Below are 19,063 nucleotides of genomic sequence, written 5' to 3' on the forward strand. Positions count from 1 at the left end.
AACACCGAAACATTAAATCTGCTTCAGCAGATCTTCTTTAAAAGATTTGCCATGTTCAGGCCAAGTTTCTTGAAAGTTACTATCCCTTCCTGATCGTTTAAAACATCACCAGGCATCAGGCCGATACCCACGTTCCAATAAGCTGAGCAGGGGATAACCATCTGTGAGATGCCAAAAAACATGTTAATGGCTGAATATACAAAGGTTGCCCCCGCGCGCCGGACGGAAATTACACCCGCGCCAGCTTTGCCCCGCAGCATGTCATCATTTTGTTTGGCCACCATGCCGCAGCGGTCGATAAAAGCTTTGACTTCAGTAGTAACATTGCTGAAATAAACCGGCGAGCCGATAAGAATACCGTCTGCGGCCAGAGCCTTTTCAATAAAGTAATTCATCTCGTCATTTTTTAGAAAGCAGCGCTTGTCTTTAGTTTGCCCGCATTTAAAGCAGGCCCTGCACCCGGACAGCATTTTACCCCCCAACTGGAAGATTTCGCCCTCAATACCTTCCGCGGACATGACATCCAAAACAGTTTTCAGGGAGTGATAAGTATTGCCCCTGGGGCGGGGGCTTCCGTTAAAGGCTGCGACCCTGATGGACATATAGCCAACCTCCTGTATTTTTTGGGGTAAGTTCGATATTGACCCTCAAAAACCCTTGCTTAGCGAGTTAATTTTATTAGCAACTCAAGCTTAATCCACAGAATTATTCACAGGCTTAAACTTTATGTTGATAAATTATACATTTTTAAAAGATCTCTTTTCAATTAATTTTTTTGTATGTAATGCTGAAAGAATAAAAAAGAGCTGTTAACAGCTCAAGCCAGCATCTCTAAGTAAACTTTTGTTATTGTTAGTTTTTTTGAGTTCACTGCTGCAGCAAAGCCGGTGATATGTTTGGACTCAAAGACTTTATTATCTGTTTTAAAAATATTATATACCAGATTTCTGGCCTCAGGTATGGTAGTATTCCTTAAAGCTTCGGTTTCTAAACTTAAAACAGCGCGCAGGTGCTCTCCCAGGCCAGCGGCGATGTCCCTGTCGGCAAGTATTGTGTCTGACAAAAACGCAGACCGGTCATTAATTTCGCTTTCCAGATTAGTCGCTTCGGGTGGCTCAAAGCCTCTGTCCTTAAAAAATTTCCGGATTGCCTCTAAGATGAGTTTTTATATTATAACCGGAAGAAATCTTTCTTACCCTTTTTATATTAAGTCACATGTAAATATTTCTAATCTTTTTTAGGCTGATTATTAGTCTTGATATCAGTGAGAATATTTGTCCGCAGGCATAGTTTGTTAGGGCTGTGGAAAATATAACAACAAATTTGTCAGGAGGGATCCTACTTGGAACAACAGACAGTGGTGGAAGGTGACTTCCTCCCCTCACTGAATTAAGGGGCATCCAGGTTCGTAGACCATAGGCTTTCGCCAGACTACGGGCGCTGTCACCGCGCCACTACTCCGTGGGTTGCCCCAGGGAGATACGTTATAGGACACAGTTAACCTTTGAGCCAAGAACATTTTACGTATATAAGGACTTGTGTATACAACCCGATATGTTCACTTTTCAAAGAACTGTAGTTCTATTATACCATGAATGGATTTATTTGGGTAGTAACCCGGCTGTATCCCTCGTTTAAAAATGAGGGGATTATCCGGAGTTGTATCTAAATGTAACAGAACTTCGACGACAACAAAGCAGTAATTTATACCGTTCGTAAAGAGCGTTGGGGTGTAAAACCCTAACGCTTATTTTCTAAAAAAATATGGGTTTACCAATTCCGGGGAAATTGCTGTTGTTGCGGCTGCATCCGGAAAAATTGCTGTTGTTGTGGTTGCCAATACTGGGGTTGCTGTTGGAACATTCCCTGTTGTATCATTCCAGGTTGCATCATTCTATACTGGGGCTCTTGCTGTTCAATATAGTTAACACGACTTCTTAGTACATGACAGACGCCTTCTATTTGTTTGTTTAAGCTAAAAAACATTTGTTTAGCTGCTTGATCCTGTGTATCCAATCCAAATGTCATTAAATTTGCAGCCGCTCCTTCAAGACTTGCCAGAGTTTGGTGCATTTTGCTACCTATTGTCATCTAGTTCAACATCCTTATAGTTTTAAATCCCTATATATAATTTTTACCGAATGTCCTTTTTTAAATCTGGAAAATTAATACAGTAAGACCATGGAGGGAAGGCAGGGTGGCGATAGAAAATCAGATTGTTGCACAGAATTTAAGGAGAGAGCCGTAAAAGGCTCTTTTCTTTACCACCTCCAAACCTGACCCGGATAAACACCGAAGGTCTTTTTAAACGCCTCATTCCGGCGTTTTTCTTCTCTCTGGCGCTGCTTTTCTTTTTCTACTTAGCTGCCAGTCTGACATATTCTGGCGCCGCTCCCACTCGTAGAGCCCACGGACGATTTCTTTACCGATAAAACGGCCAAAGCTCATGATGTATCCCCTCGTTAAATTATCAGCCTGTTTAAAAATACTTATATGTTTATGCCTGTGTTCTTGGCAGTGACGACCGGAGCCCGCCGCGCCGAAATATTGGGGCTGACCTGGAGTGACGTTGATTTGAAGAAGGGGATTATAAATATCAGGCACGGCCTGTATGTTACCAAGGAGCAGGGATTATTCTTTAAGGAACCCAAAAACAAAACCAGCCAAAGGGCAGTAACCTATTCTATTTAAAAAGAGGACCTAAAAACAAATGTTACCGAAATGTTACCGAAAACTTTATCAAGGCGAAATAAAAAAGCTCTCCAATCCCTGGAGGGCTTATTTTTCATGGTGCGGGCGAAAGGACTTGAACCTTCACGGGATCACTCCCACTGGATCCTAAGTCCAGCGCGTCTGCCGTTCCGCCACGCCCGCTTCTTTTTAAAATGGGTTGGAACCGCCTAAACTGCTCCAACCCTGAAACTGGTGAGCCATGCTGGACTCGAACCAGCGACACCCTGATTAAAAGTCAGGTGCTCTACCGACTGAGCTAATGGCCCATAACTCGAAGTTCGAAGTTCGAGGTTAGAGGTTCGACCATTGTTGGAATTCGGCTATGCCGAATTCCTTCTTAATCGAATTTCGAACTTCGAACTTCGAACTTCTAAAATTGGCTGGGGCGGCTGGATTCGAACCAACGAAATGCCGGTTCCAAAGACCGGTGCCTTACCACTTGGCGACGCCCCAAAAATGTAAGTGGGGTGGATGATGGGACTTGAACCCACGGCCCCCAGAGCCACAATCTGGTGCTCTAGCCGACTGAGCTACACCCACCACGTTGTAAAGAGCAGCACGGAAATTTACTGAACTTCCCGCACAAGATATGTTAGCAAATATAATGGGTGTTGTCAAGGACTGTCGCGGCAGTTTGAAAACTCTGCCGGCAGCGGGCTGCGGCAGTATCAACTAAGATCATATTAAACGGGCAAAATCTTCATATTTTTATCTATATTTTTATTGATAATTAACTGTCTCCCAGATATAATGAAAAGATACATCAGCGTCGCATTAATTAAAATCAGTTTAATTGCAAAGCCCCATCATGTTAAAAAAACAGTACAGCCAGGGCTTTTTAAAAAGCCTTGGTATTTTTGGTTTTTGCAAGGAAATAAATTCCTGACCTCTAGAATAAATCATTAAAATTGGTTACAATATTAATACGGCGTTGGTTGGGGTTTATTGTTAAAACGGCCGGCACAATGGTTCTTTTAATAATAAATACCGTATATAACCAAACGATACAAGGGGGAGCATAATGAAAGCTAACGCTGAGAAGATTGAAAAAAACACTGTATTACTGGAAATAGAAATTGATGCTGAAAGTTTCTCCCAGGCAGTGGACAAAGCCTTCCGGAGACTGGTGAAGAAGGTTAATGTGCCGGGTTTCCGCAAGGGCAAAGCACCGAGGCAGATTTTTGAGCGGATGATGGGAAAAGGGGTCATTATTGAAGAAGCTATGGAGTCGGTTGTTCCCGATGCTTATTATAAAGCGGTAGAAGACACCGGGATTGAACCCATAGACCAGCCCAAAATAGATATAGTCCAGGCTGAAGAAGGCCAGCCGGTTATATTCAAGGCCACGGTTCAGGTGAAGCCGGAAGTGACCCTGGGACAGTATAAAGGTCTGGAAGTGAGCAAACATCCTGTTGACGTGCCGGAGGAGGAAGTAGACAGGTCGCTGGAGAGGCTGCAAAACAGGCACGCCAAACTGCTGACCATGGAAGAGGGGACTGTTGAGAAAGGCGACACAGCAGTTATTGACTTTCTGGGAAAAGTGGACGGAGTGCCCTTTAAAGGAGGAGAAGGCAAGGAATATTCTCTGGAGATAGGTTCCGGTTCCTTTATACCTGGATTTGAGGATCAGTTGGTCGGGCAGAAGGTTGGAGAGACAAGAGATATTTTTGTTACATTCCCTGAAAATTACCAGGCTGAAGAACTGGCCGGTAAAGACGCTACTTTCACCGTTACTGTAAACACTATTAAGAGAAAAGAAACGGTCGCGCTGGATGACGAGTTTGCCAAAGACGTCAGCGAGTTTGACACTCTGGAGGAATTAAGGGCTGATATAGCGAATAAGTTAAAGGAGAATGCGGAAAGCCAGGCCAAATACGGGTTAAGGCAGGAAATTGTCAATAAAGTTGTTGATAACGCCGAAGTTGAAATCCCTGACGTAATGGTTGAAAACCAACTCAGAGACATGATGGGCAACTTTGAAAGGCGCCTGGCCACCCAGGGCATGACTCTGGACAGTTACCTTCAATTCGCCAAAACCACTCGCGCGGATTTTGAGGAGAGTATGCGCCCTGATGCTATTTGGAGCGCCAAATCTAACCTGGTAATGGAGGCTATAGCCAAGCAGGAGAATATTGAGCCAACTGCTGAGGAAATTGATGCGGAAGCGGCTAAAATAGCCCAATACCTGAACCAGGACCTGGAACAATTTAAGGCGGCGGTAGAGAGTAAAGGGCAGATTGATTATATTAAAGACCAGATTGTCAGGGAAAAGACTTTGCAGTTCCTGGTGGATAACGCCGTAATTATTGAGGGCGCTTCCGGTGAGCCTGCATGGGAGGTTATCGAATCTAAGGAGGAATTCCGCGAGCCTGCGGGGGACACCAAAGAACCTGCCGGGGACACCAACGAACCTGCTTCGGAATAGAGTAATATAATTTATAAGTTTTTTTGCTAGCAGTATATAGTAGCACACAAATATGTTAATAAGGAGCGATTGCACTTGAACCTTGTACCTATTGTCGTAGAACAGACTAATCGTGGTGAACGTTCATATGACATTTACTCCAGGCTTCTAAAAGATCGTATTGTGTTTTTAGGTGGGCAGATAGATGACACTGTTGCCAATTTAATCATTGCGCAGATGCTTTTCCTGGAGGCGGAAGATCCGGAAAAAGACATTCAGTTTTATATTAATTCACCGGGTGGGGTGGTTACTGCCGGGATGGCTATTTATGACACGATGCAGCATGTCCGGCCGCCGGTTGCCACTATTTGTATCGGTCAGGCCGCCAGCATGGCCGCACTGCTCCTCGCTGCCGGTGAGAAGGGCAAACGTTATTCACTGCCTTACTCAAGGATCCTGATTCACCAGCCGATGGGCGGCGCGCAGGGTCAGGCTACCGATATAGAAATCCACGCCAAGGAAATCCTGCGGATGAGGATGTTCCTAAATGAAATACTTTCCCGTCATACTGGCCAGCCTTTAGAAAAAATTGCTCAGGACACCGAAAGAGACTACTTTATGTCGGCTCAGGAAGCTAAAGAATACGGCATTATTGACGAGGTGTATAATGTCAGGAGGCAAAGGTAAAAGAGGTGGGAATATGTTTAGCGATAAAGGGCAGTTGAAGTGTTCCTTTTGTGGCAAACTTCAGGATCAGGTAAAGAAACTGGTCGCCGGCCCGGGTGTTTATATCTGCGATGAATGCATCGAGCTTTGCAACGAGATTATTGAGGAAGAACTCAGCGAGGATCTGGGGTTAGAGGTAGGTGACATACCGAAACCCAAGGAAATCAAAGAGATCCTTGATCAGTATGTCATCGGGCAGGAGAGCGCCAAAAAATCCCTGTCTGTCGCTGTGTACAACCATTATAAGAGGATCAATCTGGGCGGCAAGATCGATGATGTCGAATTGCAAAAAAGCAATATCGTCATGCTGGGGCCGACCGGCAGCGGCAAAACCCTGCTGGCGCAAACCCTCGCCCGCCTGTTAAACGTGCCCTTTGCGATCGCTGACGCTACTTCTCTTACTGAAGCCGGATATGTGGGAGAGGATGTGGAGAACATCCTGCTCAAACTGATCCAGGCTGCCGATTATGATGTGGAGAAGGCCGAAAAGGGTATCGTCTATATCGACGAGATTGATAAAATCGCCCGCAAGTCGGAAAATCCTTCTATTACAAGGGATGTTTCCGGTGAGGGCGTGCAGCAGGCCCTGTTGAAAATACTGGAGGGGACCGTGGCCAGCGTGCCGCCGCAAGGCGGGCGCAAGCACCCGCACCAGGAGTTTATCCAGCTTGACACCACCAACGTCCTGTTCATTTGCGGTGGTGCTTTCGACGGTGTGGAAAAGATTATCTTAAACCGCATCGGGAAAAAGGTAATGGGCTTCGGGGCGGAAATTAAAGCCAGGAAAGAGCAGAAAATCGGTGAGATTCTCAGTAAAATCCTGCCGGAAGATCTCTTGAAATACGGCCTCATCCCCGAGTTCGTAGGCAGGCTGCCGATTATTGTGACCCTGGACGCCCTTGATGACGAAGCTCTTATCCGTATCCTTACCGAGCCGAGGAACGCCCTGGTGAAACAATATGAGAAGCTGTTCGAGCTTGACGGCGTGACGCTGGAGTTTTCTCAGGAAGCTTTAAAGGCCGTTGCCCAGGAAGCGCTGAAGCGCAACACGGGCGCCCGCGGCTTGAGGTCGATCCTGGAAGAAGTGATGCTTGATGTCATGTACGATATCCCGTCCAGGGAGGATATCGCCAAGTGCATAATTACCGGAGAAACCATATTAAAGAAAGAGCCCCCGCGGATCATCGCCATGGACCGCAAGAAGAAAAAAGAAGAAACAGCATAGTGGGATGTGGGACGTGAGTCGTTGGACGTGGGATTCATGCATTTCTTTTGAGCCCTTCAATAAAAAATAAAAATCCTGACCGGTGCGGTCAGGATTTTTGCGTAATAATTACTTTTTGCAGGGGCCGACTGGTAAAACTACCTTGCCGTAAACAGTGTTGAATATTCCGGCGGCGGATGTGTACCAGGCGACGATAGCCGTGGCGATGCCCACGTAACCGCCCCAGGTGTGGGCGGCGTGGTTGCCAGCGGCTCCGATGGTCAGAAGTATAAAGGCCAGTAAAAGTAAAGTGAAAGTAACAACCAAGGCTTTATTGGTGCCAAAGCTGCCGATCCACATATAGAAAGTAAATATAGTCCATGCCAGCAGGAACAGCCAGACGCCTTGAGAAGGCACTGTAACCAGCTTTAATGTGGCAAGAAGATCAAAAATACCGAGGGATATCCAGAAAGCGCCATAGGATGAGAAAGCGGTGGCTCCAAACACGTTGTTCTTTTTAAATTCCCACATGCCGGCCAAAATTTGTGTGGCGCCTCCATAGACCAGCGCCAGGGCAATCACCACGATGGTTGCTGCCTTGTCCACCAGACCAGCGTTAATCATGCTGAGGCAAAAGGTAGTCAGGGCGAAACAGGCCAGACCAAGCGGCCCGGGATCGGCAATGGCCGATTCTTTAATCTCATAAACATTGTTCGACATAAGACTCCACCCCCCCAAAAAAATCAAAATAAACAGGATTAAAAAGACCTAAATTCTAAAAAAACTAACTAGCTTGGCCAGTAAACACCCCCTAATAAGCTTTTTGAATATGCGCATAAACAATTTATAAATTAAATTATATATATATTTACAAGGATTGTCTATGACCATAGGTACAATGTAAATGGATTAGCCATGACCTTAGGTACAATATGGTTGTACTGTATATGACCATGGTACAATATTTTGCCCTTGTTTTTGAACAAGTTTTGTTCTTTTTGCTGCATTTTTAGTCATTTTTGATTGGAATAAGGTTAAAATTTGACAAACTTAGTAATACTAATGGTCAGAACCATCTTTAAGGAGGAGTAAAAATGGGGGAATTTCCTTTAGGAATAGGAAGTTTTCTGACCTTTATTCAGGTTTTTTTCGCGGTAATTATAGGTCTTTATTTCTGGAATGCGCTCAAGTCGCAGCAGGGCAATAAAAACGCTGTTGAAAGGGAATCAAAAAAAGAGATGGAAAAACTGCAGCGACTGCGTTCAATTTCGCTGACCGAACCGCTGTCTGAAAAGACACGGCCGACCTGTTTCAGTGAAATCATCGGTCAGACCGAGGGGCTAAAATCCCTGCGGGCGGCATTGTGCGGCCCGAACCCCCAACACGTGATTATCTATGGCCCGCCTGGTGTGGGCAAAACCGCCGCCGCCAGGCTGGTGCTGGAAGAAGCCAAGAAAAACACCAATTCTCCTTTTAAGGAAGACGCTAAGTTTATTGAGATTGACGCAACCACGGCCCGTTTTGACGAGAGGGGTATCGCCGACCCGCTGATCGGTTCGGTGCACGACCCCATTTACCAGGGAGCCGGCCCCATGGGCATGGCCGGTATTCCCCAGCCGAAAGCAGGTGCGGTTACCAAGGCGCACGGGGGTATGCTTTTCATTGATGAAATCGGTGAACTTCACTCTGTCCAGCTAAATAAGCTTTTAAAAGTTATGGAAGACCGCAAAGTCATTTTAGAAAGCGCTTATTACAGCTCTGAGGACAACAATATCCCGTCTCACATCCATGACATTTTTCAGAACGGCCTGCCGGCTGACTTTCGCATGGTAGGCGCTACAACCAGGGACGCCGATCATATCGCCCCGGCCATCCGCTCGCGCTGTCTGGAAATCTATTTCCGGCAGCTTCTGCCGGATGAAATTGAAATTATCGCGGCCAACGCTGCTAAAAAAATTGACATTCCGCTCGAGCCAGGCGCCCTGGAAGTGATTAAAAAATATGCCACCAACGGCAGGGAAGCGGTCAACATCATTCAGATAGCCGGCGGGATTGTCATTACTGAAGGCCGCGGGGAAATCCGCGCCGCCGACATCGAATGGGTTGTCCAGAGCGGCCAGTACACACCAAGGCCTGAAAAGAAGGTGCCTCCCCGTCCCCAGGTCGGCCTGGTCAACGGCCTTGCCGTTTACGGCCCGAACATGGGAGTCCTGCTGGAGGTGGAGGCCAATGCCATTCCGGCCGGGCGCGGGCAGGGAAAACTCACTGTGACCGGCATGGTGGATGAGGAAGAAATCGGCAGCGGCGCCAGGACGATCCGCCGCAAGAGCATGGCCAGGAGTTCCGTCGAAAATGTCCTGACTGTGCTCCGCCGCACTGTGGATGTTGACCCGCGCGATTACGACATACATGTGAATTTCCCCGGGGGCGCTCCCGCCGACGGGCCTTCCGCGGGTGTCACCATAGCTACTGCTGTTTACTCCGCAATCACAGGCAAGCCTGTTGACAACAGGGTGGCCATGACTGGGGAAATATCTATCCGCGGTCTGGTAAAACCAGTCGGAGGAATTGTGGCGAAAGTTGAAGCGGCCCGCCAGGCCGGGGCGGTAAAAATACTGATTCCGGCTGAGAATTACCAGGAGCTTTTCAAAGAGCTGCCGGAAGTGGAAGTGATCCCGGTAGAACGCCTGGAACAGGTCTTCCGGGTTGCCATGAAGTCGCGTCCAAAAGGAAAGAAGGTGGAACTCAACACCTCGTCGCCCCTGGATGTACTGAGTGCTGCCGGGTTCGGAGCCGGGCACAGCCTATCAAAATAGCTCGATGTGCCTGTTAAACAAGCCGGTAAAAATAGAATTTGCCTGGTTGGACGATATTTTTTGAATTTAGTGTTATAGGGCTTTAGAGTATGCGCGGATATATCTGCTGTTCAGGTCCCTGCCGCTTCAAAATTTGAGCTGGAATGAACTAAACGGCGTAAAACTTCGCATTTGATATCCATTTCTTCTTAAACAACCCGGCAGAGGCCGGGTTGTTATGTTCCCGGTAATTATTGCTATGGCGGTGTTTTTAATATTTGTGATAAAATAAATATATATATGTTTGTACTAAAACTTGCCATTAAAAGCAACACAATACAGAAAAGGGGGTGCAGCTTTGAGATCTGAATTTAAGGTATTGCCCTTATTGCCTTTAAGAGGTATCCTGGTTTTCCCTTACATGGTCATACACCTTGATGTAGGCCGCGCTAAATCAGTGCAGGCTATTGAGGAGTCAATGATCAGGGACAGGGTGATTTTTCTCGCCACTCAGAAGGAAGCGCAGACCGATGAACCAGGAGAGAATGATATTTTCCAGATCGGCACCGTTGCCGAAGTAAAGCAGCTTTTGAAGCTGCCCGGCGGCACCATCCGGGTCCTAGTCGAAGGCATAGCCAGAGCCAAAGTGCGCAGTTTTATATCTGACGACCCGTACTTCCTGGTGGAAGTTGAACAATATTCCGAAGAATTTGAGAAAGACAGCGAGATTGAGGCGTTAATGCGCAGCTTGGTTTACCAGTTTGAACAGTATGTCAAGCTGTCAAAGCGTATCCCTCCCGAAACCGTTGTTTCTGTGGTTAACCTTGAGGAGCCGGGGCGGCTGGCCGATATAATCGCCTCCCACCTGGCGCTGCGCATAGAAGATAAGCAGAGTATCCTTGAGGCCGCGGATATTGTTAAACGTCTTGAAAAACTTTGTGCTATAGTGGCCAAGGAGCTTGAAATTGTTGAGCTGGAGCGCAAAATCAATATACGTGTGCGCAAACAGATGGAAAAGACCCAGAAGGAATATTACCTGCGCGAACAGATGAAAGCCATCCAGCGGGAACTGGGTGAAAAAGATGAACGTATGGCTGAGGGCGAAGAACTCAGGGAGAAAATCGCCGAGGCTAAATTCCCTAAAGAGGTGGAGGAAAAGGCGCTTAAGGAAGTAGAGCGGCTGGAAAAAATGCCGCCAATGGCTGCGGAGGCGGCGGTTGTGCGCAACTACCTGGACTGGCTGCTGTCACTGCCGTGGAATAAGAGCACGCGGGACCGCCTGGACCTTAAGACTGCTGAAAACATTCTGGAAGAAGACCACTACGGTCTGAAAACTGTAAAGGAACGCATCCTGGAGTACCTGGCCATCCGCAAGCTGGCTAAAAAGATGAAGGGGCCGATTATTTGCTTTGTAGGGCCGCCTGGTGTGGGCAAAACATCACTGGGAAGGTCCATCGCCCGTGCCCTGGAGCGGAAATTTATCCGGATGTCCCTGGGTGGTGTGCGGGATGAGGCTGAAATTCGGGGGCACCGGCGCACTTATGTCGGCGCCATGCCGGGCAGGATTATCCAGGGTATTCGCCAGGCCGGTTCCAAGAACCCGGTTTTCCTGCTTGACGAAGTTGACAAGATGAGCATGGACTTTCGTGGAGACCCCTCAGCGGCCTTGCTGGAAGTGCTGGACCCGGAGCAGAACAATACTTTCAGCGACCACTATATTGAGGCTCCTTTTGACCTGTCCAACGTAATGTTCATCACCACCGCCAATGTGCAGCAGAACATACCCCGTCCCCTGCAGGACAGGATGGAGATTATTTATCTCTCAGGTTACACGGAAGAGGAAAAAGTTCAGATAGCCATAAGGCATTTGATCCCCAAACAGATTAAAGAGCACGGGCTGACCAAGGATATGCTTAAGTTATCGGAAAATACCATCCGTAAGATTATACGTGAGTATACCCGTGAATCAGGCGTGCGCAACCTGGAAAGACAGATCGCCTCAATCTGCCGTAAGACCGCCAGGCAGGTAGTGACTGACAAAGTGAAAAAGGTGCAGGTTACCGCTCAGAGCCTTAACCAGTTTTTAGGGACGCCCCGTTTCCGCTATGGCGTAGCCGAGATGGATGACCAGGTGGGTGTTGCTACAGGTCTGGCCTGGACGGAAGTAGGCGGAGACACCCTGGCGATTGAAGTTTCGATTTATAAAGGCAGCGGCCGGCTGACCTTGACCGGCAAGCTGGGCGACGTGATGAAGGAATCGGCCCAGGCGGGTTACAGCTATATCCGCAGCCGGGCTGCTGAGCTGGGCATTGATGAGGATTTGTACGACAAACAGGACATCCACATCCATATTCCGGAGGGAGCGATACCCAAGGACGGGCCATCGGCGGGTATAACCATGGCTTCGGCCTTGGCCTCAGCCATTACCGGCCGCAAAGTGCTCCACAATGTGGCCATGACCGGTGAAATCACCCTGCGGGGCAGGGTGCTGCCCGTCGGGGGAATCAAGGAAAAGGTGCTGGCGGCCCACCGGGCAGGTATTAAAACTGTGATCCTGCCCAGTGACAACAAAAAGGACATGGATGAAATACCGAAAAAGGTGAAGGATAAGATCCACTTTATCCTGGTTGATCATATGGACCAGGTCCTGGAGTCAGCTTTGACCGCGAAGCCGTATGTGCCGGTGACTCTGTCGGCTGACACTCCTATTGTCCCGCCCACGCCTCCTTATCAGCCCGCAATTGTTAACGAGGAAGGGACCCACATACCCTCATGATCAAAGTTACCAGTGCTCAATTTGTGACCAGCGCGGTTAAAGCCGCTGACTACCCGGCCGGGGAGCTTCCAGAAGTAGCCCTGGCCGGGCGTTCTAATGTGGGGAAATCATCGCTTTTAAACAGGCTGATGAACAGGCGGGGTCTGGCCCGCACCAGCAATACGCCGGGCAGGACCCGCCTGATCAATTTCTTTTTGGTAAACGGTCTGTTCCACCTGGTCGATTTGCCCGGCTACGGCTATGCCAAGGTTCCGGCTTCCGAGCGGGAAAGCTGGCGCAAGATGGTGGAAGGCTACCTCACCACCAGGAAGACCCTGAAAGGGGTTGTGCTTTTGGTCGACAGCCGGCACCAGCCCTCAGCCCTGGACCTGCAGATGTACGGCTGGCTCAAACACCGCGGCATCCCAGCCGTGGTGGCAGCCACCAAGGCGGACAAGCTGCCCCGCATGCGGCTGCTGCAGTCCGTCAAGGTGATTCGCGCAACCCTGTCTTTAACTGAAGGAGACCGCCTGATCCCTTTTTCCGCCGAAACCGGCCTGGGCCGAGAAGATCTGCTCGAGGTAATAGCGGGCTGGGTCAACGGGACGTGAGAATTGAGACGTGAGACGTGGGAAGTGGGCCGTGAGAAAAACCATGCTGTAAGCCATAAGCCGTAAGGCGTACGGCGTAGGTATGCATGTGATTTTCTTAGCTCGAAGACCTGTTAGGAATGCAGGATATACCTACAGCCAACGACTTACGGCCAACGACTAATAGGAATGCAGGATATACCTGCGCCCTACAGCTTACGGCCTACAACTAAATTGTAGTAATAAGTGAGACAAGAGAACCGTTCTCTTGCCTCACTCTTTTCAATATGTATGTTATTGTTGGGTCTTCCGCTCCGTTCCGTTTGAAGGGGTTTGTTCTTTTTTCGCCGGCGCCGGTGTGGTTTTATTTTCTGTTGTTGGCGCCGGTGTAATTTTAGGCGCCGGCGTCACCGGAGCGGGTGTCGTGGGCGCCGGGGTTGGCGTGGTTTGAGTGGTTCCCGTGGCTGCGGTTTTGGTAAGCTCAAACCCGACACCATTGATAGTCTTGTTCTGGAGGTTGAGGCTGATTACTGTAACCGGGCTGCTTTTTTCGCCTTCTTTAAGGCTTGTGTATTTACCCGCTACCTCAATCCAGATGAAATCCTGCGCCGGGACTTTCTGAATGACGTCACTGATCTCCACTTTGTTTGTTGCGTTTTTGCCTACACTGACCAGAATGTAATTAACACCGTTGACCTGAGCCCAAGTTGCCGCCTCTCTGTCTGAAATAGCCGAGGCGATATTTTTGATCACATCCGGCGCCTTGTTTAAGTCGACCGGGCTAAAGCCCACTTTGGATGTTTCCGGGATTACCGACGGCGCCGGCGCGGGTGTGGGCTCTACTTTTCGCGCCGCCGCGCAGCCTGCGCCCAGGCAGAAGAAAACAAGCAAAATGAGGATTAGAATTTTACGCAACTAAAGAACCTCCCATCGAGTTTTTCATATTGTTTTCTGCTGCGGTTCAATTAATACATTGGGAAAACCAGTTTGAATTTTGCACATAAAGAAAACCTCCTGCTTTGGAGGTCTCAAAACATTTTACCGGCTAAAAAGGTTGAACAGCGTTTTTTTCTTTGGCTGTTCATCGTTACGGACGTATGTCACAGTTTCTATAGCCTGACTGGCGAAACTGGTAACAACTGCTGACTCATAAGGGATTGCGGCGGCAATTTCGCCGGCTCCTTTGGCCGCGGACTGGAACCTTTCATATGATTCCCTGGACAGCAGCGGGCTGCAGTTCCATACCCCAAGCGACCGGTAGCGCTCAATGGATTTTTGCAGGATTATTTTATCCAGGCTGGGGAAGGAAGGAGCCGCGGCTTCCGCAGCTTCTTCCGCACTGTGCTGGCTGAGCCAAAGCTGGGCTTTATAGATGGCGTTGGTGAAGCGCTGAATAACCTCCGGGTCTGATTCGACATAAGCGGGCAGGGCGGCGTAGGCGGTCACTACCATGTCACCCGCGGCGCTTCCTACCGATGCCACCACATGTCCGTAGCCTTTTAATTCCGCCAGTGAAGCGTCCGGCTCCAGCAGTTGAATATAATTGCCGGTGCCGGTGCGGAAGGCGCCCATACGCAGCGTGTCGGGGATATTGTTATAAATAGTCACCTCCCGGTAAGGCTGCAGGTTATTGCGCCTTAAGACATCCTCCAGAGCTATTTCGGAGCTGTCGTCATGCGACCCGCCAATAATGGATTTTCGCTTCATTTTTTGCCATTGGAAGTCTTCCGTATCTTTGCCTTTGCGGGCTAAAAGCAAAGACCCGTCTCTGGCTGCCGCCGCCGCAAACACAACCGGCCGGGGCGCCTTGTTATCGGGGTTGAATATTACCTTCTGCATGCCGCAAATTACTATGTCCGCCCTGCCGTCCGCTAAAGCGGCGCGTATCGCCTCCGGGCTGGTAGTGCTTATGCTGACCTGCAAATGCTCTTCTTTGAAGAAACCAAGGTTTTGCGCCAGGTACTGCGGCAGGAAATATGGTGAGCGGACCGATTCTAGCACGCGGACCGAGACAACCCGCTTGACCGCGGCCGGCCTCATTAATCTTGGTGCGGCGGCTATAGCCGCTCCCAATAAAACTACTATCAGCACAACCAGAGCTAGTTTAACCCGGTAACGCAAGTTCCAGACCCCCAGTAACTTGTGATCTTTTTATTTCTATTTAGAGCAAAAGGTTTTCATACTAGAAAAAAGTCCTCCTTGGCCACTCAATCTGACAGCCAGGCAGGCAAATATTGCATAAAATGGCAGCCGCGGCATAGTAATTAATTAAAATTTTTGCAGGGGGTGTTGGATTGAGGGGGTTAACATTTATGATCTGGCCGGGGCAAGCACCAGCGTTTAGGAGGTTAAAAGCAGGGGCTGTATTTTGGGGACTGGCCTGGGCTATGGGCTCGGCACTGGCTGTTTGCGTCCTGATGTTTGCCTGGGTGGCTCTTTCGGCAGGCCCGGTTTATGATGTCAGAGTCTTTTTGGCAGCCGGTTCAATAATCGGCGCTGTCCTCGGCGGGGCGGCATGCGGCCGGGCGGCAGGCACAATGGGGCTGCTGCATGGTTTTCTAGCAGGTCTTTGTTATGGCCTGCTCCTGGCCGGCTTGTTTTTAGCCGGCCATATGGAAAGCATCGCGTTTGGCGACCTGTTTTGGCGCATGTTTGCGCTGGGTGTGGCGGGTTCAATCGGCGGGTTGGCCGGAGTGAACTGGCGCGACCGTAAAAAAGCCCGTTCAATGATGGGAAAGTAAAAATTGCAGCGGTTGACACCAGCCCATAAAATCTTTATTATATTTTTTGTAAGTTATATTTAAGAAGCAATGAAAGGGAGGGGAGGGTTCCCCGGGCAAGGCCGAATGCCGCTAGAGAAGGAAGCCCCAGGCTGCAAGGTTTCCTGCCCGCGCCTGTCACCGTCGCCCCGGAGCTCCCGCGCAGAAATAGAAGTAAGCTCGGGCGGGTCAGCCCGTTACAGCGAATTAGAGCGGCCAGTATGAGACGTGGGACGTGGGATGTGAAGATCACATCTTGCGTTCGTTTGCGTTCTTTCTGGAATCAGGGTGGTACCGCGGATGAACCCCTCGTCCGTCCTTGAAGACGGAGGGGGTTTTTTTGTAATACTTTACGAGGAGTGAAAGCATTGTCCACAGCAGAAATCCCATCCACATACGATCCTCGCCTGGTGGAGGATAAATGGTACAGCTTCTGGGAAAAAAGCGGGTTTTTTCACACTACTGTCAATGCGGAACAGGAGCCGTTCAGTATTGTGATGCCACCGCCCAACGTAACGGGCCAACTGCACATGGGACATGCCCTGGACAATACACTCCAGGACATTTTGACCCGCTGGAAAAGGATGCAGGGTTACAACGCGCTCTGGCTGCCGGGTACGGACCATGCGGGAATCGCCACGCAGGCCAGGGTTGAGGAGTCACTGGCCAAAGAAGGGTTATCCCGTTACGAACTCGGCCGGGAGGAGTTCCTAAAAAGGGTCTGGGTCTGGAAGGAGCAGTACGGCAGCCGCATTACAACTCAGCTGAGAAGGCTCGGGGCGTCCTGCGACTGGCGGCGGGAGCGCTTCACGATGGACGAAGGCTGTTCGGAAGCTGTCCTGGAAGTGTTCATTAAACTTTACCAGAAAGGGCTTATCTACAGGGATTATTATATTACCAACTGGTGCCCCAAGTGCCACACCACCATTTCAGACATTGAGGTTGAACACCTTGACCAGCCCGGGCATTTTTATCATATAAAATACCCGTTTAAGGACGGCGGCGGCCATGTTACCCTGGCTACTACCCGCCCGGAAACAATGCTTGGCGACGTGGCTGTTGCGGTGCACCCCGGTGACGAGCGCTACCGGGACCTGGTGGGCAAGATTTTGATCCTGCCTCTGGTGGGAAGGGAAATGCCCATTATTACAGACGAGTATGTGGACCCCTCCTTTGGCACGGGGGTTGTGAAGATTACTCCCGCCCACGACCCCAATGACTTTGAGGTTGGCAGGAGGCATGACCTGCCCCAGGTCATAGTCATTGACAAGGAAGGCAAAATGAGCGAGGAGGCCGGGCCGCGCTACCAGGGCCTGGACCGCTACGAATGCCGTAAAAAGATCGTGCGCGATTTGGATGCGCAGGGCTATCTCTTAAAAACGGAAGACCACGCTCACGCGGTGGGACATTGCTACCGCTGCAACACTGTTATTGAGCCGATGCTGTCCCGGCAGTGGTTTGTAAAGATGAAGCCCCTGGCCGAGCCGTCCATTGAGGCTGTGAAAAACGGGCGGATCAGGTTTATTCCCGAAAGGTTCACCAAAATCTATTTAAACTGGATGGAGAACATACGTGACTGGTGTATTTCACGCCAGCTGTGGTGGGGGCACCGGATACCGGTATGGTACTGCCGGGACTGTGAAGAGATGACAGCTTCCAAAGCGCCGGTAAAAAAATGCGCCCGCTGCGGCAGCTTAAATGTTGAACAGGACCCGGACGTCCTGGATACCTGGTTTTCCTCGGCGCTCTGGCCGTTTTCCACCCTTGGCTGGCCCAGGCAGACCCTGGACCTGGCTTACTATTACCCCACAACGGTCATGGTGACGGGCCGCGATATCATCTTTTTCTGGGTAGCCCGGATGATTTTCTCCGGCCTGGCCTTTATGAATGAAGTACCTTTCCGCGATGTTTTTATTCACGGGCTGGTAATGGACGCGCTGGGGCGTAAAATGAGCAAATCACTCGGCAACGGTGTCGACCCTATTGACGTGATTGAGTCGCACGGGGCGGACAGCCTGCGTTTCATGCTGGTCACCGGCAATACTCCGGGCAATGACCTGCGCTTTCATTTTGAGAGGCTTGAAGGCGCCCGTAATTTTGCCAACAAGCTCTGGAACGCTTCCCGCTTTACCCTGATGAACCTGGAGGACTTCGACCCTGAGGGCAGGCCCGGCGCCTATACTCTGGCCGACCGCTGGATTATCAGCCGTTATCAGGCTGTGATCAACGATGTCACCGGCTACCTGCAGGCCTATGAACTGGGCGAAGCGGCCAGGGTCCTCTATGAGTTTATCTGGAGTGAGTTTTGTGACTGGTACATTGAATTGGCCAAGCCACGCCTCTACGGCAAAACAAACCAGACGGACAGGTATACGGCGCAGAGCGTCTTATCTTCCGTTTTAAAAGGAGCTCTCGAACTGCTTCACCCCTTTATGCCTTTTATCACTGAGGAAATCTGGCAGCACCTGCCGGGTCACGGGGTGACAATCATGCGGGCGCCCTGGCCGGCAGCCCGCGGGGAACTGATTGACCAGGATGCTGAGCATGAAATGGGTGCACTAATGGATGTGATCAAGGCCATCCGGCATATCCGCGGTGAAATGAACGTGCCGCCGGGGCGCAGGGCGGAAGTACTGCTGGTCGCGCCTGACAAGGCGGTCAGGGCAGTTCTGGAAAAAGGAACCGGATATATTGAGGCGCTTGCCGGAGCGGCAATAAAAACGCACAAGTCGCTTGAGCAGCCGCCGGAGCAGGCTGCCCATGCCGTAACCAGGGGTGTTGAAATTTTTGTTCCGCTGAAAGGCCTTATTGACGTGGACAAGGAAGTGGCCCGCCAGGAAAAAGAACTGGCCGCCGTGGAGAAGGAACTGGCCCGCGTGCAGGGCAAGCTCAGCAACCCCGGATTTTTAAGCAAAGCCCCGGCGGACGTGGTGGAAAAAGAAAAAGCCAAAGAAGAAGAACTGTCCAGCAAGCAAACGGCCATTAAAGAAAGGCTGTCTATGCTGACCGGAGGCAAATAATATGACGTGAGCCGTGAGAAGCGAGACGTGAGCATGAAAGACAGGCTCAAGGGTTAAAATCTCAAGAGGAATGCCTG

The 19,063-nt window shown here is 49.9% G+C and carries 16 protein-coding genes and 4 tRNA genes; 9 read left to right on the forward strand and 11 right to left on the reverse strand.

Going from position 1 to position 19,063, the window contains the following annotated elements:
• Positions 1-23: 23 nt before the first annotated feature.
• The 4 genes from Pmgp_RS03425 to Pmgp_RS20510 form a co-directional block, all read right to left on the reverse strand.
• Complete coding sequence (locus Pmgp_RS03425; protein WP_134212687.1) at positions 24-596, reverse strand: flavodoxin family protein; 573 nt, start codon at positions 594-596, stop codon at positions 24-26.
• Between the two features lie 221 nt (positions 597-817).
• Positions 818-1,063 carry a hypothetical protein gene (locus Pmgp_RS03430; protein ID WP_134212576.1) on the reverse strand — a complete coding sequence of 82 codons (246 nt, stop codon included), beginning with the start codon at positions 1,061-1,063 and terminating at the stop codon, positions 818-820.
• Between the two features lie 707 nt (positions 1,064-1,770).
• Positions 1,771-2,091, reverse strand: coding sequence for a DUF1657 domain-containing protein (locus Pmgp_RS03435; RefSeq protein WP_134212577.1), 321 nt, complete (start codon positions 2,089-2,091; stop codon positions 1,771-1,773).
• 222 nt (positions 2,092-2,313) lie between these two features.
• On the reverse strand, positions 2,314-2,448 hold the full coding sequence (locus Pmgp_RS20510; protein WP_282432869.1) for a hypothetical protein: 135 nt from the start codon (positions 2,446-2,448) through the stop codon (positions 2,314-2,316).
• Positions 2,449-2,517: 69 nt separating this feature from the next.
• On the opposite strand from Pmgp_RS20510, the gene Pmgp_RS03440 reads away from it, so the two are divergent.
• On the forward strand, positions 2,518-2,691 hold the full coding sequence (locus tag Pmgp_RS03440) for a site-specific integrase (protein ID WP_205077934.1): 174 nt from the start codon (positions 2,518-2,520) through the stop codon (positions 2,689-2,691).
• Positions 2,692-2,788: 97 nt separating this feature from the next.
• Here Pmgp_RS03440 and Pmgp_RS03445 read toward each other — a convergent pair.
• The 4 genes from Pmgp_RS03445 to Pmgp_RS03460 form a co-directional block, all read right to left on the reverse strand.
• A tRNA-Leu gene (locus tag Pmgp_RS03445) sits at positions 2,789-2,874 on the reverse strand.
• A 49-nt stretch (positions 2,875-2,923) separates the two neighbouring features.
• Positions 2,924-2,999: transfer RNA gene (locus Pmgp_RS03450), tRNA-Lys, on the reverse strand.
• A gap of 111 nt (positions 3,000-3,110) precedes the next feature.
• Positions 3,111-3,186: transfer RNA gene (locus Pmgp_RS03455), tRNA-Gln, on the reverse strand.
• A 10-nt stretch (positions 3,187-3,196) separates the two neighbouring features.
• A tRNA-His gene (locus Pmgp_RS03460) sits at positions 3,197-3,273 on the reverse strand.
• Positions 3,274-3,754: 481 nt separating this feature from the next.
• Between Pmgp_RS03460 and tig the strand changes: the two genes are divergently transcribed.
• The 3 genes from tig to clpX all read left to right on the forward strand — a co-directional run bounded on the left by tig (position 3,755) and on the right by clpX (position 7,088).
• Positions 3,755-5,158 carry a trigger factor gene (gene tig / locus Pmgp_RS03465; protein WP_134212579.1) on the forward strand — a complete coding sequence of 468 codons (1,404 nt, stop codon included), beginning with the start codon at positions 3,755-3,757 and terminating at the stop codon, positions 5,156-5,158.
• A gap of 75 nt (positions 5,159-5,233) precedes the next feature.
• Positions 5,234-5,824 carry an ATP-dependent Clp endopeptidase proteolytic subunit ClpP gene (gene clpP / locus Pmgp_RS03470; RefSeq protein WP_134212580.1) on the forward strand — a complete coding sequence of 197 codons (591 nt, stop codon included), beginning with the start codon at positions 5,234-5,236 and terminating at the stop codon, positions 5,822-5,824.
• A gap of 13 nt (positions 5,825-5,837) precedes the next feature.
• Entirely contained in the window at positions 5,838-7,088 is a 1,251-nt protein-coding gene (gene clpX / locus Pmgp_RS03475) for an ATP-dependent protease ATP-binding subunit ClpX (RefSeq protein ID WP_134212581.1), read from the forward strand.
• Positions 7,089-7,196: 108 nt separating this feature from the next.
• Here the strand turns inward: clpX and Pmgp_RS03480 are convergent, their stop codons facing one another.
• Positions 7,197-7,787: an acetate uptake transporter gene (locus Pmgp_RS03480; RefSeq protein WP_134212582.1), complete on the reverse strand. Its 591-nt coding sequence runs from the start codon at positions 7,785-7,787 to the stop codon at positions 7,197-7,199.
• A 374-nt stretch (positions 7,788-8,161) separates the two neighbouring features.
• Here Pmgp_RS03480 and lonB point away from each other — a divergent pair, with 374 nt between their 5' ends.
• From lonB to yihA, 3 genes are all read left to right on the forward strand, one after another.
• On the forward strand, positions 8,162-9,883 hold the full coding sequence (lonB, locus tag Pmgp_RS03485) for an ATP-dependent protease LonB (protein ID WP_134212583.1): 1,722 nt from the start codon (positions 8,162-8,164) through the stop codon (positions 9,881-9,883).
• A gap of 337 nt (positions 9,884-10,220) precedes the next feature.
• On the forward strand, positions 10,221-12,638 hold the full coding sequence (gene lon, locus Pmgp_RS03490) for an endopeptidase La (RefSeq protein ID WP_134212584.1): 2,418 nt from the start codon (positions 10,221-10,223) through the stop codon (positions 12,636-12,638).
• Positions 12,638-13,228 (forward strand): ribosome biogenesis GTP-binding protein YihA/YsxC, encoded by a 591-nt coding sequence (yihA, locus tag Pmgp_RS03495; RefSeq protein WP_134212688.1) that lies wholly within the window; start codon positions 12,638-12,640, stop codon positions 13,226-13,228. The genes lon and yihA overlap by 1 nt, the downstream gene beginning before the upstream one ends.
• A gap of 273 nt (positions 13,229-13,501) precedes the next feature.
• Here the strand turns inward: yihA and Pmgp_RS03500 are convergent, their stop codons facing one another.
• Positions 13,502-14,122, reverse strand: coding sequence for a hypothetical protein (locus Pmgp_RS03500; RefSeq protein WP_134212585.1), 621 nt, complete (start codon positions 14,120-14,122; stop codon positions 13,502-13,504).
• A gap of 123 nt (positions 14,123-14,245) precedes the next feature.
• Complete coding sequence (locus Pmgp_RS03505) at positions 14,246-15,328, reverse strand: ABC transporter substrate-binding protein (protein WP_134212586.1); 1,083 nt, start codon at positions 15,326-15,328, stop codon at positions 14,246-14,248.
• 191 nt (positions 15,329-15,519) lie between these two features.
• On the opposite strand from Pmgp_RS03505, the gene Pmgp_RS03510 reads away from it, so the two are divergent.
• Positions 15,520-15,948, forward strand: coding sequence for a TIGR04086 family membrane protein (locus tag Pmgp_RS03510; protein WP_134212587.1), 429 nt, complete (start codon positions 15,520-15,522; stop codon positions 15,946-15,948).
• A 377-nt stretch (positions 15,949-16,325) separates the two neighbouring features.
• Positions 16,326-18,986, forward strand: a complete 2,661-nt coding sequence (locus tag Pmgp_RS03515; protein WP_427910008.1) for a valine--tRNA ligase — start codon at positions 16,326-16,328, stop codon at positions 18,984-18,986.
• The last annotated feature ends 77 nt before the right edge of the window (positions 18,987-19,063 follow it).

The organism is Pelotomaculum propionicicum, assembly GCF_004369225.1.
In the GTDB taxonomy this organism is placed as follows: Bacteria; Bacillota; Desulfotomaculia; order Desulfotomaculales; family Pelotomaculaceae; genus Pelotomaculum_B; species Pelotomaculum_B propionicicum.